Source organism: Vibrio sp. TRT 1302 (genome assembly GCF_050113875.1).
Lineage (GTDB): Bacteria > Pseudomonadota > Gammaproteobacteria > Enterobacterales > Vibrionaceae > Vibrio.
Genome location: NZ_JBNJOF010000030.1, coordinates 1 through 20,706, shown reverse-complemented (window position 1 = coordinate 20,706; position 20,706 = coordinate 1). Strand labels below are relative to the sequence as shown.

The 20,706-nt window shown below is 45.6% G+C and carries 15 protein-coding genes and 1 tRNA gene; 7 read left to right on the top strand and 9 right to left on the bottom strand.

Annotated features, from left to right (window positions below; genetic code table 11):
- Window positions 1-12 precede the first annotated feature (12 nt).
- The gene (rpoC, locus tag ACQEXP_RS20160) at window positions 13-4,215 is read left to right on the top strand and encodes a DNA-directed RNA polymerase subunit beta' (protein WP_269378479.1); all 4,203 of its coding nucleotides are present in this window, start codon (window positions 13-15) and stop codon (window positions 4,213-4,215) included.
- A 252-nt stretch (window positions 4,216-4,467) separates the two neighbouring features.
- On the opposite strand, the gene rsd is transcribed toward rpoC, so the two are convergent.
- Entirely contained in the window at window positions 4,468-4,962 is a 495-nt protein-coding gene (gene rsd, locus ACQEXP_RS20155) for a sigma D regulator (protein ID WP_269378480.1), read from the bottom strand.
- 178 nt (window positions 4,963-5,140) lie between these two features.
- Here rsd and nudC point away from each other — a divergent pair, with 178 nt between their 5' ends.
- From nudC to ACQEXP_RS20135, 4 genes are all read left to right on the top strand, one after another.
- Window positions 5,141-5,917: an NAD(+) diphosphatase gene (nudC, locus tag ACQEXP_RS20150; RefSeq protein ID WP_426971367.1), complete on the top strand. Its 777-nt coding sequence runs from the start codon at window positions 5,141-5,143 to the stop codon at window positions 5,915-5,917.
- Between the two features lie 269 nt (window positions 5,918-6,186).
- Window positions 6,187-7,254 (top strand): uroporphyrinogen decarboxylase, encoded by a 1,068-nt coding sequence (gene hemE / locus ACQEXP_RS20145; protein WP_138971453.1) that lies wholly within the window; start codon window positions 6,187-6,189, stop codon window positions 7,252-7,254.
- A gap of 105 nt (window positions 7,255-7,359) precedes the next feature.
- Window positions 7,360-7,995, top strand: a complete 636-nt coding sequence (locus tag ACQEXP_RS20140; RefSeq protein WP_138971452.1) for a TetR/AcrR family transcriptional regulator — start codon at window positions 7,360-7,362, stop codon at window positions 7,993-7,995.
- A 73-nt stretch (window positions 7,996-8,068) separates the two neighbouring features.
- A complete protein-coding gene (locus ACQEXP_RS20135) occupies window positions 8,069-9,025 on the top strand; it encodes a DHH family phosphoesterase (protein ID WP_426971366.1) in 957 nt (318 codons plus the stop codon).
- Window positions 9,026-9,058: 33 nt separating this feature from the next.
- Here the strand turns inward: ACQEXP_RS20135 and ACQEXP_RS20130 are convergent, their stop codons facing one another.
- The 7 genes from ACQEXP_RS20130 to rsgA form a co-directional block, all read right to left on the bottom strand.
- Window positions 9,059-10,195: a murein hydrolase activator EnvC family protein gene (locus ACQEXP_RS20130; protein ID WP_426971365.1), complete on the bottom strand. Its 1,137-nt coding sequence runs from the start codon at window positions 10,193-10,195 to the stop codon at window positions 9,059-9,061.
- 158 nt (window positions 10,196-10,353) lie between these two features.
- Window positions 10,354-11,886 carry a 2,3-bisphosphoglycerate-independent phosphoglycerate mutase gene (gpmM, locus tag ACQEXP_RS20125; protein WP_426971364.1) on the bottom strand — a complete coding sequence of 511 codons (1,533 nt, stop codon included), beginning with the start codon at window positions 11,884-11,886 and terminating at the stop codon, window positions 10,354-10,356.
- A 239-nt stretch (window positions 11,887-12,125) separates the two neighbouring features.
- Window positions 12,126-13,013 (bottom strand): DMT family transporter, encoded by an 888-nt coding sequence (locus ACQEXP_RS20120; protein ID WP_269378485.1) that lies wholly within the window; start codon window positions 13,011-13,013, stop codon window positions 12,126-12,128.
- Between the two features lie 73 nt (window positions 13,014-13,086).
- A complete protein-coding gene (locus ACQEXP_RS20115; RefSeq protein WP_269378486.1) occupies window positions 13,087-14,967 on the bottom strand; it encodes a methyl-accepting chemotaxis protein in 1,881 nt (626 codons plus the stop codon).
- A gap of 279 nt (window positions 14,968-15,246) precedes the next feature.
- Window positions 15,247-16,662 (bottom strand): SLC13 family permease, encoded by a 1,416-nt coding sequence (locus tag ACQEXP_RS20110; protein WP_269378487.1) that lies wholly within the window; start codon window positions 16,660-16,662, stop codon window positions 15,247-15,249.
- A gap of 181 nt (window positions 16,663-16,843) precedes the next feature.
- Window positions 16,844-17,707 (bottom strand): archaetidylserine decarboxylase, encoded by an 864-nt coding sequence (asd, locus tag ACQEXP_RS20105; RefSeq protein ID WP_138971446.1) that lies wholly within the window; start codon window positions 17,705-17,707, stop codon window positions 16,844-16,846.
- A gap of 111 nt (window positions 17,708-17,818) precedes the next feature.
- On the bottom strand, window positions 17,819-18,874 hold the full coding sequence (gene rsgA / locus ACQEXP_RS20100; protein WP_269378489.1) for a small ribosomal subunit biogenesis GTPase RsgA: 1,056 nt from the start codon (window positions 18,872-18,874) through the stop codon (window positions 17,819-17,821).
- A gap of 127 nt (window positions 18,875-19,001) precedes the next feature.
- On the opposite strand from rsgA, the gene orn reads away from it, so the two are divergent.
- Window positions 19,002-19,547 (top strand): oligoribonuclease, encoded by a 546-nt coding sequence (orn, locus tag ACQEXP_RS20095; RefSeq protein WP_269378490.1) that lies wholly within the window; start codon window positions 19,002-19,004, stop codon window positions 19,545-19,547.
- Window positions 19,548-19,600: 53 nt separating this feature from the next.
- On the opposite strand, the gene ACQEXP_RS20090 is transcribed toward orn, so the two are convergent.
- Window positions 19,601-20,311, bottom strand: coding sequence for a hypothetical protein (locus ACQEXP_RS20090; RefSeq protein ID WP_269378491.1), 711 nt, complete (start codon window positions 20,309-20,311; stop codon window positions 19,601-19,603).
- Window positions 20,312-20,631: 320 nt separating this feature from the next.
- On the opposite strand from ACQEXP_RS20090, the gene ACQEXP_RS20085 reads away from it, so the two are divergent.
- Window positions 20,632-20,704, top strand: a tRNA-Gly gene (locus ACQEXP_RS20085).
- The last annotated feature ends 2 nt before the right edge of the window (window positions 20,705-20,706 follow it).

Sequence of the window (20,706 nt, the reverse complement as noted above, 5' to 3'; positions counted from 1 at the left end):
CAGGAGCTGATTGTGAAAGACTTATTAAACTTTCTAAAAGCGCAGCATAAGACCGAAGAATTTGATGCAATCAAAATCGGTCTATCTTCACCAGACATGATCCGTTCATGGTCTTTTGGTGAAGTTAAAAAACCTGAAACGATCAACTATCGTACGTTCAAGCCTGAGCGTGATGGTCTGTTTTGTGCGCGTATCTTTGGTCCAGTAAAAGACTACGAATGTCTTTGTGGCAAATACAAGCGTCTAAAACACCGTGGCGTTATCTGTGAGAAGTGTGGCGTTGAAGTTACACAAACTAAAGTTCGTCGTGACCGTATGGGCCACATCGAGCTTGCTTCTCCAGTAGCTCACATCTGGTTCCTAAAATCGCTACCGTCTCGTATCGGTCTACTAATGGATATCCCTCTACGTGATATCGAGCGTGTTCTTTACTTCGAAATGTACGTAGTAACTGAACCAGGTATGACTGATCTAGAAAAATCTCAGATGCTTACAGAAGAAGAGTATCTAGATCGCCTAGAAGAGTGGGGTGACGAGTTCACGGCTAAGATGGGTGCAGAAGCGATCAAAGACCTACTTGCGTCTATGGATCTGCCTGCTGAAATCGAAGAGATGCGTGAAGAGCTTCAGTCTACTAACTCAGAGACTAAGCGTAAGAAGATCACTAAGCGTCTGAAGCTAGTTGAAGCGTTTGTTCAATCTGGTAACAAACCAGAGTGGATGATCCTAACTGTGCTTCCGGTACTTCCGCCAGATCTACGTCCTCTAGTACCTCTAGATGGCGGTCGCTTTGCGACATCTGATCTGAACGACCTATACCGTCGCGTAATCAACCGTAACAACCGTTTGAAGCGTCTACTAGAGCTAGCTGCTCCGGACATCATCGTACGTAACGAAAAACGTATGCTGCAAGAGTCTGTTGATGCACTTCTAGATAACGGTCGTCGCGGTCGTGCGATCACTGGTTCGAACAAGCGTCCTCTGAAATCTCTTGCTGATATGATCAAGGGTAAACAAGGTCGTTTCCGTCAGAACCTTCTAGGTAAGCGTGTAGACTACTCTGGCCGTTCTGTAATCACAGTAGGTCCATACCTTCGTCTGCACCAGTGTGGTCTTCCTAAGAAGATGGCACTAGAGCTATTCAAACCATTCATCTACAGCAAGCTAGAGACTCGTGGTCTTGCGACTACAATCAAAGCGGCTAAGAAGATGGTTGAGCGTGAAGAAGCGATCGTTTGGGATATCCTAGACGAAGTTATCCGCGAACACCCAGTGCTATTGAACCGTGCACCTACACTTCACCGTCTAGGTATCCAGGCGTTCGAACCAGTACTAATCGAAGGTAAAGCGATTCAGCTACACCCACTAGTGTGTGCGGCATACAACGCGGACTTCGATGGTGACCAAATGGCGGTTCACGTGCCTCTAACTCTAGAAGCACAGCTTGAAGCTCGTACTCTGATGATGTCGACAAACAACATTCTGTCGCCAGCGTCAGGTGATCCGATCATCGTACCTTCTCAGGACGTTGTATTGGGTCTTTACTACATGACTCGTGAAAAGATCAACGTGAAAGGCGAAGGTATGTACCTTGCTAGCCCAGCAGAAGCTGAGAAGGCATACCGCACTAAGACTGCTGAGCTACACGCTCGCGTTAAAGTTCGTATCACTGAGACTGTAAGAGACGAAGATGGTCACAGCACAACAGAGACTAAGCTAGTTGATACAACTATCGGTCGTGCAATGTTGTGGCAAATCGTGCCAGAAGGTCTACCGTACAGCATCGTTAACCAAAAGCTAGGTAAGAAGCAAATCTCTAACCTACTTAACGAAGCGTACCGTAAGCTTGGTCTGAAAGACACGGTAATCTTCGCTGACCAAATCATGTACACAGGTTTTGCTTACGCGGCACTTTCTGGTGTATCGGTTGGTATCGACGATATGGTTGTACCAGCAGCTAAATACACTGAGATCGAAGAAGCTGAAGCAGAAGTTCGCGAAATCCAAGAACAGTACCAATCTGGTCTTGTAACTGCGGGTGAGCGCTACAACAAAGTGATCGATATTTGGGCATCGACCAACGATCGCGTAGCGAAAGCGATGATGGAAAACCTTTCATCTGAAACGGTAGTAAACCGTGACGGTGAAGAAGAGCAACAAGAGTCATTCAACAGCATCTACATGATGGCTGACTCGGGTGCTCGTGGTTCTGCAGCTCAGATTCGTCAGCTTGCTGGTATGCGTGGTCTGATGGCTCGTCCAGACGGCTCAATCATCGAAACGCCTATCACAGCGAACTTTAAAGAAGGTCTAAACGTACTTCAGTACTTTATCTCAACGCACGGTGCTCGTAAGGGTCTTGCGGATACGGCACTGAAAACTGCGAACTCGGGTTACCTAACTCGTCGTCTAGTAGACGTTGCGCAGGACGTAGTAGTACACGAGCACGACTGTGGCACCCACGAAGGTGTTGACATGATGCCGCACATCGAAGGTGGTGACGTTAAAGTTGCACTTTCTGAGCTAGCTCTAGGTCGTGTTGTTGCTGAAGATGTTCTTAAGCCAGGTACAGAAGAAGTTCTGATCCCACGTAACACTCTAATTGATGAGAAGTGGTGTCAAATCATGGAAGAGAACTCAGTAGACAGCATGAAAGTGCGCTCTGTAGTTACCTGTGATGCGGACTTCGGTTGTTGTGCACAGTGTTACGGTCGTGACCTAGCACGTGGTCACCTAGTGAACCAAGGTGAAGCAGTGGGCGTAATCGCTGCTCAGTCTATCGGTGAGCCGGGTACACAGCTTACGATGCGTACGTTCCACATCGGTGGTGCGGCATCTACTGCAGCAGCAGAGAACAGCATCCAAGCTAAGACAACAGGTACGGTTAAGCTACACAATGCTAAGTTTGTAACGAACAAAGACGGTAAGCTTGTTATCACTTCTCGTGCATCTGAACTGACTATTATTGATGAGTTCGGTCGTACGAAAGAGAAACACAAACTGCCTTACGGTTCTCTACTAACTAAAGGCGACAACGATTCAGTTCAAGCTGGTGAAACAGTAGCGAACTGGGAAGCGCACACTATGCCAATCATCACTGAAGTGGCAGGTCGCATCCAATTCGTTGACATGATCGACGGTGTAACAGTTTCTCGTCAAACGGATGACCTAACAGGTCTATCTTCAAGCGAAGTAACTGAAGCGGCAGCTCGCCCAGCAGCAGGTAAAGATATGCGTCCAGCAATCAAACTTGTTGATGAGCAAGGTAACGATGTAATGATCCCTGGTACTGAAATGCCAGCTCACTACTTCCTACCAGGTAAAGCTATCGTTAACATCGAAGACGGTGCAGAAGTAGGTGTGGGTGATACGCTTTCACGTATTCCTCAGAAGTCTGGTGGTAACCGAGACATCACTGGTGGTCTTCCACGAGTTGCTGACCTATTCGAAGCACGTAAGCCGAAAGAGCCTGCGATCCTTGCTGAGCACACAGGTACTGTGAGCTACGGTAAAGAGACGAAAGGTAAGCGTCGTCTAATTATCACTCGCGATGGCGGTGAGACGTACGAAGAGATGATTCCTAAGCATCGTCAGCTTAACGTATTCGAAGGCGAGAAGATTGAACGTGGTGACGTGATCGCAGATGGTCCAGAGTCTCCACATGATATCCTACGTCTACGTGGTATCCACGCTGTGACTCAATACATCGCGAACGAAGTTCAAGAAGTATACCGTCTCCAAGGCGTTAAGATTAACGATAAGCACATCGAGACTATCGTTCGTCAGATGCTACGTAAGTGTACTATTACTCACGCTGGTGACTCTGAGTTCCTAGCAGGTGAGCAAGTAGAATACGCTAACGTTAAGATTGCTAACCGTGCACTAGAAGCAGAAGGCAAAGAGCCAGCACGCTTCGAACGTGAACTACTAGGTATCACTAAAGCATCGCTAGCAACTGAGTCGTTCATCTCTGCGGCATCGTTCCAAGAGACAACTCGCGTACTAACAGAAGCTGCGGTTTCTGGTAAGCGTGATGAACTACGTGGTCTGAAAGAAAACGTAATTGTAGGTCGTCTAATCCCTGCAGGTACTGGTTTCGCTTACCACCAAGATCGTCAAGCTAAGCGTGCAGAAGAGCAAGAAGGTCCTTCAGCTGAACAAGCGACTGACAACCTTGCAGCACTACTAAACGCTGGTTTCTCTACTGACGAGTAATCGTTAGAGTGAAAAATGATAAAAGGCACCTTCGGGTGCCTTTTTTGTTTTTAGTGACATCCTAAATTGATCTGTAATGCATCACGGCAGGATAAGGGGATCGGACAACGCCTTACTTGAGGTTGACTTTGGTTGTCAACGGATAGGCGCTTTGGTCTTGAGGGGCTTGGTAGCAAGAGAAAAGAATCGTTACTGAAAACAAAAAGGGCTGACACCGTTGCGCCAACCCTTCAAAGTTTTTCCGCTTCTCGCTTACGCGCCGGGAGGAACGGCCAGACTGTCGGCAATCATCTGAATCAGCTTATCTTCGACTTCAAACCTTACTTCGATGATCTCCCCAATAAGAGACATATCGCTGTCAAAGCTGTCCAACGTGTCCTCGTCACTTACTGCGGCATATTTGTCTGTAAAATTGAGCAACGGTTCAGTCGTCAGGACGATCTTGCCATAAGCTTGGTTAATTTCGTCGGTTGCTTCAAATCCTGTCGCTCGCCATTTGTCCATTACCATGTCGTAGATCTTGAAATGTCCTTCAGAGATATAGTCGACGAGATGTTGGCAAAATACTTGGAGTTCTTGTGGAGTTGGCAGCGATGACAGTGCAGATTTAGTAGAGCAGGGTTGAAGTGCGGCTAGTTTACAATACTCAACAATGAGTGATTGTCTGGTTTCAAGCCAGTGATCGATGACTTCACTTGAGCCACCCCATTGTTCTTGTGTTTGTTTGAATTTATTCAACATGACCATATCCTCATGATCGGATCACTTCTCTGGTGATCATTACGCTTTGGTCCCAAAGCCTGTTCAGAGTTACAACCTCTTGTCGTTACTAAAATTTATAGCCTTGAAATTGCGTGACTACAAACTCTGGTATGAATTTAGATTGCCAGTAAAATAGATGAACTGCAAGTGGAGAGGCGAGCTAATGTTACGTAAAGGTGATACAAACCGTATGAAAGATGCTTATTGGTGTGTTGTTTCAGGAAGCGACATTTGGCTGATAGATGGTCAACTTCCTAAAGGTCTTGCTGATGATTTAGGTCTACCTTTCGATCAGGCAACTCAACTTGGGTACTACGAAAATACACCGGTTTTTTGGCTCAATGAGGCTGACATTAATACCGAGCTGGACCTTACCTCGCTACGTGATTGCTTGCACTTTCCGCAAGCGCTGTTTCTTTTGATGAGCAAGGCGATTCAATATGGCCATATGTCGCAGACATTGCGCTTTTGTCCCCAGTGTGGAGGACGGAATCACTTAAATCATAATCAGCTAGCTATGCAATGTGGTGATTGCCGGACGTTGCATTATCCACGTATCTTCCCTTGTATTATTGTCGCGGTAAGACGAGATAACGAATTGTTACTGGCTCAGCATCCGAGGCATCGCAACGGAATGTACACCGTGATTGCAGGATTTGTAGAGGTTGGTGAAACGTTGGAACAGTGTGTTGCTCGTGAAGTGAAGGAAGAGACGGGTATTAATGTGACCAATATTCGTTATTTTTCCAGCCAGCCTTGGGCTTTCCCCTCAAGTTTGATGATGGGTTTTTTGGCCGATTATCATTCGGGTGAGCTGAAACCCGATTATAGCGAGCTGAGTGATGCGCAATGGTTTGATGTTGATCATTTACCACCCGTTGCTCCGGAAGGAACCATTGCTCGGGCCTTAATTGAGCATACAATTACATTGGCCAAGTAATTATCTTTTTGAATTTTAAATAAAAAAAACCCTCCAGAAGGAGGGGGTAAGTAAGATGTCGTTATGAGATGCTGAACACGAAGTGTCCAGTTTATAATTGTAGTTTTCGCTAGCAAACAAATTTTTAACACTGATAATGAGTGGGTGCAAATTAAGCACTGATTTAAAAGTTAATAACTTGATCTAGGTTGCAAAGCACACAGCTTTTGAGAGCCAAACAGTGTTAGAATAGCCGCCACAAAGTTGAGCCTAATAATCGGATAAACGGAATGACAGAACTAAAAAATGACCGCTACCTTCGTGCGTTACTAAAGCAGCCTGTAGACTACACTCCTGTATGGATGATGCGTCAGGCCGGTCGCTACCTTCCTGAATACAAAGCGACTCGCGCAGAAGCGGGTGACTTTATGTCTTTGTGTAAGAATGCAGAGCTTGCATCGGAAGTAACATTACAGCCACTACGCCGTTTTCCTCTAGATGCCGCCATTTTGTTTTCAGACATTCTCACTATCCCTGATGCAATGGGATTAGGTCTGCGCTTCGCAGCAGGTGAAGGCCCGGTGTTTGATAATCCAATTACATGTAAAGCAGACGTAGAGAAAATTGGTCTGCCAGATCCAGAAGGTGAACTGCAATACGTTATGAACGCAGTGCGTCAGATCCGTAAAGATCTTAATGGTGATGTTCCGTTAATTGGTTTCTCTGGTAGCCCATGGACTTTAGCGACTTACATGGTTGAAGGTGGTAGCTCTAAAGCATTCACTAAGATCAAAAAGATGATGTATGCGGAACCACAAACGCTGCACCTGTTGCTTGATAAGCTTGCAGACAGTGTCATCGAGTACCTAAATGCACAGATTAAAGCTGGTGCTCAATCCGTCATGGTATTTGATACTTGGGGTGGTGTTCTTACTCCTCGTGATTACAACCTCTTCTCACTTCAGTACATGCACAAAATCGTTGATGGTCTAATCCGTGAAAACGAAGGTCGCCGTGTTCCTGTTACTCTGTTCACCAAAAACGGTGGCATGTGGCTAGAACAGATTGCAGCTACAGGTTGTGATGCGGTTGGCCTAGACTGGACGATTAACATTGCAGATGCTGTTAAGCGCGTAGGCGACAAAGTGGCACTGCAAGGTAATATGGATCCTTCAATGCTGTACGCATCTCCAGAGCGTATCCGTGAAGAAGTTGCCACTATCCTAGAAGGATTCGGTGATGCGGGTACTGGTCACGTATTTAACTTAGGCCACGGTATTCACCTAGATGTGCCGCCAGAAAATGCGGGTGTATTTGTTGAAGCGGTGCATGAGTTATCTAAGCCGTACCACAAATAATTGAGTAATTGAATGAAAGCGCCTGATATGACCAGGCGCTTTTTTGTTATAGGTTACACTAGTCGCTATACTGCCTTTAGAAATGGAAAGGGATTCAAACAACTAATGAAAACTCGTGACAAGATAGTGCTTGCTGCACTGGACCTATTTAATGAGCATGGTGAAAGGAATATCACCACTAACCACATAGCGGCGCATATTGATATTAGTCCGGGTAATCTGTATTACCATTTCCGCAATAAACAGGAAATTGTGCGCGAGATTTTTACTTTGTACTCCAATGAGTTGCTGGAACGTTTTACGCCGATTCAGGGTCAGCAAGAGAGCTTAGTATTACTTAAACACTATTTAGACTCGATCTTTACTCTGATGTGGAAATACCGTTTTTTCTACGCCAACTTGCCAGAGATCTTGCAGCGAGATGAGCAATTGCATGAGGAGTACATTCAAGTACAGGATAAGTTGCAGGCTAATCTTATCAATATCATGCGTGCTTTTGTTGGGTTAGAACTAGTGACGGTCGCTGATAGTGAGATGAAGTCATTAGTGACAACTCTGCACTTGATCGCGTCAAGCTGGCTGGGGTATCAAGCGGCAATGTCTCCTAAAACACAGATTACTGAACAAGTGATCCATCAGGGAATGCTGCAGATGATCTCGGTGGTCAAACCCAAAGCGACGGCACAAGGTCTAGAACAATTACAATTGTTGGAAGATGGCGTTAAAGCGATTCATGCTTAGTCATAACTAATTGAAATTGTACAAAGATGATTAACCCATTAGAGTGGCGAAAGCGACTTTGATGGGTTTTTTTATGCACTATGATGTTTTTAATGGTGATGCTGATGGCATCATCGCACTGCTCCAACTCCGACTAGCGGATCCTAAAGCGTCGATTTTGGTATCTGGGGTAAAGCGTGATATTCAGTTATTGGAGAAGTTATCGGTGAACCCCGGTGACTCAGTCGTGGCTTTGGATATCTCAATGGAACAAAACAAAGTGGGGCTAGAAGCTCTTCTTGCGGCAGGTGCAAGTGTGTTTTATGCCGATCATCATAAGTCTGGTGATATTCCCCAGCATGCTAACTTAGCCGCCCATATCGATCTTGATCCCAATACATGTACCGCACTTATTATCGATAAGCTGTTAAATGGTCGCTTTCACGCATGGGCGATTACGGCTGCTTATGGTGACAACCTGATTGCCAAAGCGGAACAACTCGCAGATGACGCCAAGTTATCTTCTCAGCAGAAAGAACAGTTGAAAGAGCTCGGTACCTTGATCAATTACAATGGGTATGGTGCCAAGTTGGAAGACCTTCATTTTGATCCGGTGCGCCTGTTCGAGCAGCTTTTGGCTTATGATGATCCATTTGCTGTGATTGCTGATCAAGCCTCGCCGTTTTATGTTCTTCGAGCTGCGTATCAGCAAGATATGGACAAGGCACTGGCCATTGCTCCAAAGTATCACAGTGAAAAATTGGGGCTATTTGAGCTTCCTAATGATGCCTCTTCTCGGCGAATCAGTGGCGTTTACGGCAACTTACTCGCCAACCAAAATCCCGATTCAGCGCATGCGGTATTAACGACAAATCTTGATGGAACTTATACCGTTTCATTGCGCGCACCGCTTCACAACAAGCAGGGAGCTGGGGATATATGTAGCCAATTTCCATCAGGTGGTGGACGTGCAGCAGCGGCAGGGATAAATGCGTTAGAGCCAACGGATCTTGAACGATTTATTGAAACGGTTGAGTCCTATTACTCTTAACCTTTAAAAGGCCTGAACAATCAGGCCTTTTTGTTATCGAGTTAACCAAGCTTTAGGATCTTGAGTTTTACTGTTGCGGCGAATTTCAAAGTAGAGGGATGGACGAGACTGACCTCCAGTATCTCCTGCAAGTGCGATGCTCTCACCCGCAGCGACTTTGTCTCCCTCTTTTTTCAGTAGGCTTTGATTAAATCCATACAAAGTCATATCGCCCTTGCCGTGATCGAGTAGCACAACTAGGCCATAGCCACGTAGATAGTCAGCGAATACGACCGTACCTGAGTAAACAGCTTTGACTGATTGCCCATAATTGGCATTGATTACCATGCCTTTCCATTTGATTTGCCCGGTTTGATGGCTGCCATAGCTATGAAGCGTTGTACCTTTTAGTGGCCAAGGCAGTTTGCCTTTTTGTTTTGCTAGGCCATCCATTGGCACGGCATTTCTCTTGGCGGCTTTTGCAATTTCAGCTTTTAGTCTTGTCTCATTGCGTTGCAATTCAGAGAGGTAAACTTTGTCGTTGGAGATGCTTTTCTGAATCTGAGATACCGTTCCCTTACGCTGACTTTGGGCTTTGGTTAGCTCATCTCGTTGTTTGGTTTGCTGGTTCAGCAAGGTTGTAATTTGTTGTTTTTCCAAATTAAGTTGTTCACGGCTTTGTTCAAGCTCGGTCACGGTTGCTTCTAACTCAGCAATTGTACTTGCACGTTGTTTGGCTAGGTGCTGAAAGTATTGGCTAATTCGATCTTCTTCAACGCCTTGATTCAGAATGTTCGCTGACGACTTAGCACGTTGAGTGACGTAGTAGGTCTGAATCAGCTCAGCTAACTTATCACTCTGGGCTTTCTTGTCTCGTTCCAAATTATCGACCTTACTCTCTAACGTTGCGATATTTTGGTTCGTGCTTTGCAGAGCTGCTTTGGATTGTTTGATCTCGTTTTCGAGTCGATTAATCGTTGTTTCTTGCGATTTAAGCGACTGCTGTAGGGAGTCGAGTTTTTTCTGTTGTGAAGTGAGCGCATTCTTTTGGCGCGAGATTTCACCACTGACGCCCTTTAGCTCTGCGTTGGTTGCAGCGTAGCTAGGAGATAATGAACAGGCAGAAAGAATTAACCCGAGAGTCACGAGTCGTTTACCGGCTGAAATTGTCCGGAGGTAAGTGGCAGCCATTGTTCAAATCAATCCTAACTATTTGACAGGCAATCAGTATACCCAAACAAATTCGCTACACGAAAGAGGAATGTTAAAACTTGCTGGTGATAAGGGTATATCAGAAAAATAAAAGCCCGAGCTGATGCTCGGGCTTGATATGAAGGTATCCAGTTAAATTATTTAACCAATACTTCGCCTGACATTTCTGCAGGAATTTCTAGACCAGTCAGTGCTAGCATTGTTGGAGCTAGGTCAGACAGTTTACCGCCTTCTTTGAACTCAACCGCTTTGTCACCCACATAGATTAGAGGAACTGGCAGATTCGTGTGCGCAGTGTGCGTGCCGCCAGTTTCTGGGTCTACCATCATTTCTGCGTTACCGTGGTCAGCAGTGATCAGCATTTGACCACCAACTTCTTCGATAGCTGCAACGACTTTACCTACGCAAGCATCAACGGCTTCAATGGCTTTCTCAGCCGCTTCGTAAACGCCAGTGTGACCAACCATGTCTGGGTTAGGGTAGTTACAGATAATAGCGTCGTACTTGCCAGATTTGATTGCCGCAACCATTTTCTCTGTTAGCTCTTCTGAACTCATTTCTGGTTGTAGGTCGTATGTTGCGACTTTTGGAGAAGCAACAAGTTGGCGTTCTTCGCCTTCAAATTCAGATTCAACACCGCCATTGAAGAAGAAAGTAACGTGCGCGTATTTTTCTGTTTCTGAAATACGTAGCTGAGTCTTACCTTGCTTAGATAACCATTCGCCGTACGTGTTCTCAAGAGAAGCTGGTGGGAAGGCAATGGCTAGAGGAATGTCTGCAGCGTATTGCGTTAGCATGACGAAGTTGACCGCAGGGAATACTGCACGCTCAAAGCCAGCAAAATCAGGTACGAAAGTACGTGTGATTTGACGAGCGCGGTCAGCACGGTAGTTCATGAAGATAACCGCATCGCCATCTTGCATTACTGCATCTTCTTGGCCGTCAGCTTTGATTGCAGTTGCTTTAACAAATTCGTCGTTTTCTTCGCGAGCGTAAGCGGCTTCAAGACCAGCGATTGCTGAATCATAAGTGAAGTCTGCTTTAGCTTGAGTGAGTAGGTCGTAAGCTACTTGAACGCGATCCCAGTTGTTGTCACGGTCCATTGCGTAGTAACGGCCAACTAGAGATGCAACACGACCTTTGCCTAGTTTAGCGAATAGGTCTTGGAAGCGTTGTAGAGAGCCTTCTGCACTGCGTGGTGGCGTATCACGGCCATCAAGGAAGCAGTGTAGGTAAATCTTTTCTGCGCCACGTGCTGCTGCCATTTCAACGGCTGCGTAGATGTGATCTTCGTGAGAGTGTACGCCACCTGGAGACATTAGCCCCATAATGTGAACGGCTTTACCTGCTTTAACCGCTGAATCGATCGCTTCTACTAGAGCTGCGGTTTCCGTGAACTCACCGTCAGAGATTGATTTCGTGATACGAGTAAGGTCTTGGTATACCACTCGGCCAGCACCGATGTTGGTATGACCGACTTCTGAGTTACCCATTTGACCGTCAGGTAGGCCTACATCCATGCCAGAAGCAGAGATTAGAGTATTTGGATTGTTAGCAAACAGACCGTCTAATACAGGAGTGTTAGCGTTAGCGATCGCATTGCTTGCAGTTTCTTCACGGTGTCCGTAACCGTCAAGAATAACTAGAGCCATTGGCTTCTTAGCTGTCATAGTGATGACCTCGTCAAATTTCAAAGTAACTTTGGAAACAAAATTAGCGTAATTTTACTACACTTTTTAACCAAAACTGTAGGTTAAGATCAAATATTGTTTGCTAAATAATGTTGCTATCTTTCACCCGACTCAAAATGTATTCAAATTACACCGTCCGAGTGACTTGCTTCAATTGCTCCATTTTCACGTGTCTAATGAAAAAAGAAAGTCGGAAATACCTATTGTTATAATCGCTACTAGCTGACCAGTATCCCAGTACCAGCAACCGCGACAATCGCCCCAATCCATGCGAAGCGGTTAGGGCGTTTACCTGAATAAATCCAAAGTATAGGCAACAACATGATAGGTGTCGTCGAAGAGAGCAGAGCAACCATACCCACATTCCCTTGCTGAAGTGCATAAAGGATAAGTGTCATCCCAACCGCCATAGCGAGGAAGCCGTTAAGGGCGGTAATAGAGAAGATTTTGATATTGATTGGGCGAGTAGCACGAGCGAGTTTTGCGCCTGTTAGATAAAACAAGCAGTGTGCAGCAAATGCAGTCATCATTCTCATTGCCGATGCCGCGATGGGGTCGATTTCAGTTTGCATTACAGGTTTGGCTATGATGCCTCCCAGTGCTTGGCACAGGGCTGCCAACAGTCCTAAGCAAACGCCAACCCAGACTTTGCCATTTATGGACTCTAATTGGTTATTGGACTGACCTTTTCTACCAAAGAAGATTGCCGTTAATACGCCTGAGAATACCAACCCAGAACCCAATAGCTCTAGATGAGTCATGGTCTCGCTAAACAAGAAGTAACCGAGAATGGCAGAAAAGACCGCGTGACACGAAAACAGCAAGCCAGCTTGTCGTGGACCCATACGATTCAAGCACGCAAATAGCGCCGTATCACCGATGAAGATACCAATCACACCAGATAGCATCATCGCAGATATGGCGCTGCTTTCTACGCTAGCCCAGCCGCCTGTAAAGAGCGCAATCGACGCGAGGATAGCGGAGGTACATCCCATACGCCAACGGCTATAAGCAAACGTGCCTAAGTGCTGAGCCGGAACCACCGAGAGTATGCTGGCAACTGCCCATAAAAACGCAGCTGCCAGTGCCAGCCATTCATAACCCATCGACTCCATGTCCTTGTGATGTGGGAGTAATACAGGCTGACAATATGCATCAAAATAGACTTAAAACAAAGCGTTAAACCTTAAAGCGTCCCACTTCTGCTCGCATGGTTTCAGCCGAGTGGCGCATGTTGTTCGCACTCGCACTACTCTGAATCGCTTGTTCTGCCAGAACGTCAGATGCGTCTTTGATACCCTGAGTGTTGCGACTAATGTCTTCACTCACCGCACGTTGTTCTTCGGCAGCACTAGCAATTTGTAGTGCCATGTCATTGATGGCCGTAATCGCTTCGGTAATATCAGCGAGGCTTTCTGCGGCTTGTTGAGCATAGTTAACGCTTGTGTCTGCAAGCGAAGTGCTGCTTTGCATACTATTCACCGCGAGTTTGGTGTTGTTTTGCAATGTCTCGATCATGTTGCGTATTTCTTCGGTTGAGCCATGAGTACGTTGGCTTAGTACGCGAACTTCGTCAGCAACAACCGCGAATCCGCGACCTTGCTCTCCAGCACGTGCCGCTTCTATTGCCGCGTTCAGGGCTAGCAAGTTAGTTTGCTCGGCGATTTCCTGAATGGTCGACAAAATCTGATTGATGCTTTTGGTGTTGCTCTCTAGCTCCGAAATGACCCCTGATGCTGAGTTGACTTGATTCGCCAGCTCTACAATGGCTTGGCGATTCTTTTCTATGACCACATGGCCATCTTGACAGGCTGAAGATGACGTTTGCGAGGCCGTTGCAGTCATCTCTGCATGGCTTGCCACTTCTGCAGCAGTGGCTGACATTTCATGAATCGCCGTGGCAATCTGATTCACGTCGCTTTGCTGAGCTTCTATCTGCTGAGTGGCTTGCTCAGACAGTTGGTTAGCCTGAATCGCTTGCTGCGTTAAGGTGTTACTATGATTTATGATGCCGCTAATCATGGTTTGCAGCTGTTCGAGGAAATGGTTGACGTGTTCCGCTACTTCACCGATTTCATCTTGACGTTTGATTTCAATTCTTTGGGTGAGATCGCCTTCACCTTTTGAGAGTTCAAGAAGCGAAGCGGACAACTCTTGCAGTGGTTTGAGCAAACGGGTGACGGTAATGGTACTGAACGTTGCAATCACCAAATAAAGCACAATGGATGCGAGAGCGGTAAACTGAATTTGTTCCGTCACTGAAGCGAAAGCCAGTTCTTTGTCTACCACTATGCCGAGGGACCAATCCGTTGTCGGGACGTTAACGACATAGATAAGTTGCTCATTTTTTCCTGGCCAACTGATGGTCGAGATCGCTGAAGCTGCAACCAGCTCACTGACTTTTTCACTTGTCAGGTTAGGGTTGAGCTTGGTCAGTGGTTGCTGACTGAGCTTTTCATCTTTATAGGCAACAATGTTGTTATTACCATCAACTAAGAAAGTAAAGCCATCGTTATCTAGCGAGATGTTGAGTACCTCGCTAATGATGTTTGTTACTGTCAGGTCGGCGGCTAATACGCCGTTTTTGTTGCCAGAAAATGCTTTGGCGAAACTGACCACAATACTGCCATCAAAATCTTGATAAGGTTCGGTAATAATTAAACCGGATGCGGTCATAGCATCTTTGTACCAAGGACGAGTTCTTGGGTCATAGTCCGCAGGCCAATCTTCCGTTTTGTCTCCGTAGGCGATCGAGCCATCATCAAATCCCGCATATACAGAAAGAAAGTCACCAGCGCGTTTGGTCAGTAGCATCTCTCTATCTGAGTCATCTGATTCTACGATGGTTTTTTCATTGGCAAGCATCATGTCGCTTCGAATAGCAAGCCAGTCACTGATGTAACGGGAAGTTGCATGGCTGATATTCGCCATCTCGCTATTGAGCGCAGAGGTGGTTTCTTGTTTCAGTTGACTGACGGAAATCCAAGCTTGAACTCCTGAGACAACCGCTATGACGATCGCAATCGCTATCTGAATTTTTAGTTTGATTGTATTTCTCATTGCCTTTCCTTCATAACAGAGACAATAAAACGAGAAGGGCGGAGTGAAAGCTATCGAGTGAGCCGACAGGGAATAGACGTATGTCTCTAGATAGCAATGACCGCCACATATTCTCACTTTGACAGTGAGAAGGGGGTACTTTTATATCCGACTGATTTTATATCCGAAATTGGTTAATTGAGGTGATCCATGTATTGAATTTACTAATTAACCACTTTATTTGTAAGGTTTATTGAGTTGGGTTTCGTTGAGAAGAACAACCAAACCCAACTCTCTGTCTTAAGTCAGAAGCAGAGCACCGGCATAGACAATCGACAACCCAATCACACCGATGATGAGACCTGTTTTTGCCATATCCTTACTTTCAATTAATCCGGTTGAATAAGCTAAAGAGTTTGGTGGTGTAGAGACTGGTAGAATCATGCCCAGTGAGGCTGAAAATGCGACGACAACGAGTAGAGCCTGTAATCCACCAACAGAAGCAAGACTTTCCATAGAGGCACCAATAGCCGCAGCAATGGGCATCAATAAGTTTGCCGTTGCGGTGTTAGACATAAAGTTTGCCATCAGCCAACAGATGAGCGACATGGTCAGAACAACGGCAATCGGAGACAACGACTCGTAATCAACTGCGTGTGCCAGAGCTGACGCAAGCCCTGTTTTATCAAGACCAATACCAATCGCTATCCCCCCGGCAACCAGCCAGAGTACATCCCAGTTAATCAGTTTCAGTTCGGCTTTACCCATAATGCCCGTTAAGGTAAATACGGCTAGAGGAATGATGGAGACGACATAGGTGTTCATGCCATGAATCTTGGTTGTCATCCACAGCAGGATGGTCGTCGCGAACGTTGCGTAGACCACAATGGCTCTCCAATTCTTCTGGAACTGACCATCAAGTTTTAGTTTCATGGTTTGCTGAGAGGAAGGGAAAAGTTTTTGCAGCAAGAACCAAGCAATAGTCAGTTGAACAATGACAAACGGTAAGCCCATCATCATCCAGCTAAGGAAGTCGATACTGTTTTCGCCTGTCAGATATTGAAGTGCAATCGCGTTTGGTGGTGTACCAATTGGTGTTGCGATACCGCCTGTATTTGCTGCGATAGGGATGCACAGTACCAGAGCCTTGATGCCCAAATCTCCTTTTGGTGCAGAAGCGACAATCGGACCAAGTAGTGCAAGCATCATCACCGTAGTAGCCGTGTTAGACATAAACATTGAGAAAATGGCGGTAATGAGCATTAGACCTAGCATGATGAATTTAGGCTGGTGGCCGAATGGCTTGAGTAGAACGCGCGCAAGGTTGTTATCAAGTTCATACTTTGAGGCTGCAATAGCAAGCGCAAAGCCGCCCATGAAAAGAATAATGATCGGTGAAGAGAACGCACTGAAGATATCGGTGTAATTCATTAGTTCACCAAGATCATGCCCACTAGGTGGCGTTCGGAACAAGTGGAGTCCTTTGTTCGAAATCATAACCAGCTCAAGCGCAATAATGAGTATCGATGTAGCAAAAACTGGAACGGGCTCTAATACCCACAGTAGCGCAGCAAGAAGAAAAATGGCCAGTAAGCGATGCTGAATCAATGTTAAGTCATCAATCGGAATCCAATCGATAGGCATAAACAACACAGCAATGGGCAGACCGAAACTGACTAAGAGTTTGATGACGATTCCTGATTCTACCTTGGGCATAGAGAAGGTGACCTCACAGATAACTTGATGAGGCTATAGATTAATTTACAAACAATGTCAGGTCTTAGAGCTAGTCTAGAGTTTTGTTAAACAATTGAATTTGTTGAGTGGGATTTGTTTTGCGTCAATAAAAAGCCCCGAACTTTCGGGGCTGATAATATTTGCCGGTTTGGTACTAATTTTACGCTTGCTTAGTATGAGCGTAGGCCGTACCCATTACGGTTGCTTGACCATTCTGCATAGACTCATCAAACACGATGGCATCTTTTGCAAACAAGTTGATGACAGTTGAGCCAAGTTTAAAGCGGCCCATCTCTTCGCCTTTCTTGAGAATAACGGATTTATCACCTTCAGCAGGGTAATCCCACTTGTATACCGTGTTACCGCGAGGTGGTGTTACCGTACCTGCCCAGACTTGCTCAATACTGCCTACGATGGTTGCGCCAACAAGTACCTGTGCCATAGGGCCAAATTCGGTATCAAAAATACACACAACGCGCTCATTGCGAGCAAATAGGTTAGGCACGTTTTCTGCTGTCAGTGGGTTTACAGAGAACAGGTCGCCAGGTACGTAGATCATCTGACGCAATGTGCCATCGCATGGCATATGTACACGGTGATAATCTCGTGGTGACAAGTAAAGAGTGGCAAACTCACCTTCTGCAAACTCTGCAGCTAGAGCTGCGTCGCCGCCGAGCAGTTCTTGAGCAGAAAAGTCGTGACCTTTTGCTTGGATTAGTTTTCCATCTGTGATTGGACCAAACTGGCTCACGCACGCGTCAGCTGGATGAGTAATGATTGACTCACCCTCAGTGATAGGTCGCGCTCCCTCTTTGAGTTCACGGACAAAGAATTCATTGAACGTCTTAAAATGCTTAGGATCAGAGTGAAGCGCCTCGTCCATGTTGACGTTGTACTGTTTGATAAACCAGCGAATGATCGCTGTTGTTAGACCGCCAGCCTTTGCAGAAGCTAGCTTGCCCACTAAGCGTGTTAGGCCATGTTGTGGAATCCAATATTGCAGTCCAACTTTAATCTTATCCATTGTGTTCAATTCCAATGTTATTTGCTTGATTGACTATATTCTGGGCGCGAGATGTTACTCAAATTGCACCCAAAAGTCAGTAGTTGCGATAGTTTGCTTACAAATTTGCGATTATAAATCGGCTTTTTTGTTTCGAGAATATTGGCGATTGGCTTTCATCTCCACCATGCTCTCCAAGATTCGATGATAGTTGTCGAAGCGAGTTTGGTTGATGTCACCCTCTTCGACAGCTTGGCGCAATGCACAACCAGGATCGTCATTGTGTTTGCAGTCACGGAATTTGCAGCCGCCTAGGAAAGGTCGGAATTCTACGAAGGCTTTAGTGATTTCGTCCGCTTCCAAATGCCAAAGACCAAATTCACGCACCCCTGGCGAGTCAATCAAATCACCGCCTGTCGGAATGTGGTAAAGGCGAGAAGCTGTAGTTGTATGTTGACCTAAGCCTGAGTTCTCAGAAATTTCACCTTCTTCCACATTGAACTGAGGCATCAATGCGTTAACTAGGCTGGATTTACCCACACCAGACTGTCCAACGAAAATGTTAATTCGGTCGGTAAGCTCGGTTTCTAGCTCCTTGATGCCTTCGCCTGTCTGTTTACTTACAAAGAGTACCTTGTAGCCAATTTTCTCATATTCGGCTAACCATGTTTTGTATTCAGCGAGCTGTTGTTCTTCTAGTAAATCAATTTTGTTCAGAACCAGCAGCGGCGCAATGTTTAGCGTTTCAGAAGCAACTAGGTAGCGATCAATGATATTGAGCGATAACTCGGGCAAAACAGAAGAAACGATCACCATTTGATCAACGTTGGCAGCCACAGGTTTAAGGCCGTCATAGTAGTCTGGGCGTGTTAGTACAGAGGTTCGAGGCTCTACGGCTTCGACAACACCACTGATCCCTTCCATTGACTCGAGACCCGGACGCCAAATGACCTTATCGCCAGACACTAAGGTTTCAATGCCACGACGTAAGTTACAACGCTGAATGTCACCGGTTTCAAGATCTTCGATATCTGCGTGTTGCCCAAAACGAGTGATAACCAGGCCAGACTTACTGTTACCAAGCATAGATTCATCCCACTGGATTGACTCTTCTTGATCGAGTTTGCGCTTCTGGTTATGACGCACGCGCCTTACCTGACCTTTGGTTAGCTTTTTCTTTTTAGCCACGTTTCTCTACTTCAATTGATTAATTTATTGAGTGATACCAGCAAGAAGGAGATCATCTCAAACTATCTTGGGTATCGGAATTTGGGTATAGTACCTTTTTTATCAGAAAACCAATAGGCAACGATTTATGTCCTTTAGCGATCAGAATTTGATTTGGATAGATTTAGAGATGACAGGACTAGACCCTGAAACTCATAAAGTCATCGAAATCGCTACCATTGTCACCGATAGTGAATTGAATATTTTAGCTGAAGGACCCGTACTTGCCATTCATCAGCCTGAAGAAGAACTGCTAAAAATGGATGAATGGTGTACCACAACCCATACCGGTAGTGGCTTAGTCGAGCGTATTCGCAATAGTAAGATTGATGAGAAAGAAGCCGTTCGTCAAACAATAGAATTTCTAGAAAAATGGGTGCCGAAAGGCAAATCACCAATATGCGGTAACAGTGTTGGGCAAGATCGCCGTTTCCTCTACAAACACATGCCTGAGTTAGAAGAGTATTTCCACTACCGATACATTGATGTGAGTACGTTGAAAGAACTGACTCGCCGTTGGAAGCCTGAAGTACTGGACGGATTTTCGAAGAAAGGCAGTCATTTAGCCTTGGATGACATTCGAGAGTCGATTGCAGAGCTGCAATACTACCGAAATACCATTATTTCAATCTAACAAAATAGAGCCAGCATACTTGCTGGCTCTATTTTTATCTGAGCTAAGTGCGATTAAGGGACTGGCAGGAAAGCGAACTGAGCGACGCCTTGTACAACCTTAGTAATGCTTCGATTCGTCTTGTCGGCGACAATCAAAGCCATCATGTCTTGAATCATAACCATCTTGGAAAATAGGCGATCAAAGCTTATGTCGGATCCATCTTCATCGAAGGAATTACTGTAGATGAGAGGGTTACCTTCGCTGTCTTTGCGATGATAGAGACGCCAAACAAACACTTCGATATTGCGAGCGCTGTTGTAGAGAGATTGCTCATCTAGAGAATCGAGAATAAAGAATTCTTGCTGGTGGTTGTATGAGCGTCTGAGCATCTCGGACAAACCGACGATCGCGGCAAACACCCTATCACCTTGATAGTTGTCATCAAAACTCAGCAAAATCGCGTCAATCCCGGTGACTCCGTTAAGTTCGTCAAAAATGAGCGGAGGGAGTTCGATACTATCTTCAGCACCAAAAATTTGTGCGATACGGCTGTCGATGGTTGCTTGAGGATTTTTCTTTAGCTGGATCGGATTTCGGACATACAGTTTGCGGGTTAGCTCGACCATTTGTTCTTTCAATTGTCGAGCGTGAACGTCCATGACAAAATCCACATCACTTTTACCCAAGTTGCGTACAGGTTTCGGGATCGAGCCACATCCAACAATGAAGGCGACCAGAACCACGGATATCAGGGCTTTCCAATAGTGCTTGAGGTATGACATAGATAAGAGAACCTACCACGACAACGCTTAACTGCATGATTCGTTTGGGGGATTTATAAACACTAGTTATATATAAAATGTGATTGGCCTGCGACCTACATGGCGTAAAAGGCTGTACAACATCGCATTTTAAACTCTTGTTCAGACTTAAACTTCATCATGCGAAGCCTAGGTTCTGTATAAATATCAAGCTTGTTTGTCTATTGGTGTGCGCTTTTTATCCAAACGAAAAAAAAATAGATTATTTTTGCATGAAGGACTTGCATCACAAAAAAATGCACTTATAATTCGCAGCCCTGAACAGCGGAAACGTTGTTGATGCGACACTAGCTCAGTTGGTAGAGCGCAACCTTGCCAAGGTTGAGGTCACGAGTTCGAACCTCGTGTGTCGCTCC